Source organism: Oleiphilus sp. HI0079, assembly GCF_001635105.1.
Genome location: NZ_LWFT01000110.1, coordinates 1 through 1,238, shown reverse-complemented (window position 1 = coordinate 1,238; position 1,238 = coordinate 1). Strand labels below are relative to the sequence as shown.

The following is a 1,238-nucleotide window of genomic DNA, read 5'->3' as shown; positions in this document are numbered from 1 at the left end:
AGACATGCAAGGAATAACCATGTTGCGATAGCAAGCGCGCGTCACGACCACAATCATCAAACAACAAGGGAACAAAGTGCATTTGAATATCTGGCACCTGCACACCATCATTGGATTTAAGAAACGCCCCCGCTTGAGTAATAGAGTTTGCCAAATTACCCTTTTTAAACATCAAGTAACGCAAGGTATCGGGCAACATCCGTCCCAGTCCTCGAGGTGATAAAGAAAAGCCATCCTTTTTCTTACTCTTAACGAGAACACACGCATCGACGTGCTCTTGTAGATTTTTACCAACACCTGGCAAGTCATGAATTGTGCTAATACCGTGTTGTTTTAACTCTTCACTTTCACCTATTCCAGAAAGCATCAATAAATGAGGCGAATTGAAGCTGCCCCCACTCAACAATACTTCTTTGCGAGCCTTAACCACAAAATCTTGGCCTGCCTTGGTATAGGCTACACCCTCTGCCTTTTTCTCATCGAAAATCAGTCGTTGAACCAAGGCTTCACATTGAATGTTGAGATTGGGGCGATCTAATGCAGGCTTAAGATAAGACCTTGAAACACCACACCTTTGTCCATCTTTAATCGTAAACTGATAGTAACCTGCCCCTTCGAAATTAGGACCGTTAAAATCATTAGTGAGAGGATAACCCGCCTGTTCTGCGCCCTTGATAAAACAGTCATTCAATGGATAACTATTAACGGTATCAGAAACATATAATGGCCCCTGATCACCATGATACTCATCACCACCACGCTCGTTCGTTTCAGCTTTTTTAAAGAAGGGTAATAAATCACTGAACCCCCAACCTTCATTACCTAGTTCGCGCCAATGATCATAATCAGACTCATGCCCTCGAATATACACCATTGCATTGACTGCACTACTTCCGCCCAATGTTTTTCCTCTGGGACAGAATATAGGCTTACCTCCCCGAATATCATTTACTGGCTCCGTCTCATATCTCCAGTTATATTTTCGACTAAACATGAAGTAAGCAAACGCGCCGGGAATCTTAATCATAGAGCTTTTATCTTCGGGGCCAGCTTCAAGAACCAGCACCGTATTTTTCCCGTCTTCGCTTAAACGGTTTGCTAATACGCAGCCTGCTGAACCAGCCCCAACGATAATATAATCGTATATTAACTCTGGCATTTTCCCCTCCCATCAAAGACCCAATGCACTTTCTATCTAGAGAATACAAATGCTATTTGAAATTCTTGGATCCCAAAAC

Annotated in this window: 1 protein-coding gene; it reads right to left on the bottom strand. The window is 42.9% G+C overall.

Features of this window, described 5'->3' with window-relative positions:
• On the bottom strand, positions 1-1,159 hold a 1,159-nt coding region (locus tag A3750_RS01605; protein WP_068547971.1), incomplete at its 3' end, for a GMC family oxidoreductase.
• Between the last annotated feature and the right edge of the window lie 79 nt (positions 1,160-1,238).